The sequence below is a fragment of the Dietzia massiliensis genome (genome assembly GCF_018390595.1).
Lineage (GTDB): Bacteria > Actinomycetota > Actinomycetes > Mycobacteriales > Mycobacteriaceae > Dietzia > Dietzia massiliensis.
Map to the genome: position 1 here is coordinate 1 of NZ_JAHBAV010000309.1, position 361 is coordinate 361.

General features: G+C 28.3%; 1 protein-coding gene. It reads right to left on the bottom strand.

Annotated elements, in window-relative coordinates; translation table 11 throughout:
* The coding region (locus KHA85_RS20640; RefSeq protein WP_213186734.1) for a cohesin domain-containing protein at window positions 1-314 on the bottom strand (314 nt) is incomplete at its 3' end.
* Between the last annotated feature and the right edge of the window lie 47 nt (window positions 315-361).

Consider the following 361-nt stretch of genomic DNA (forward strand, 5'->3'; position numbering starts at 1 on the left):
CTTCCATTATAAACGTCTTTATCACCTCTATTAGCAAATGCCATATTCAAATATGCTGTTCCATCATCATAAACTTTATTCACTGATAAATCTTCCATTGTACAAATAGAATCGTCTTGATCAATAGATACATAATCAACTTTACTTGGATCATAGTTAATAACTTGTCCAATTGCATTTAAATTCTTAACATTATCTGCATATACATCAATTGTAAATGTTTCTCCTGTTTTTACTGTTTCAGTATTTGGAAGCAATAAAGCATTACCAGCTATTGAACCTTGTTTAGTTGTTCCACCATCTAGTTTAAACATTGTAAATGCATAATCATATACGTCATAGATATTATTCATATTAATAT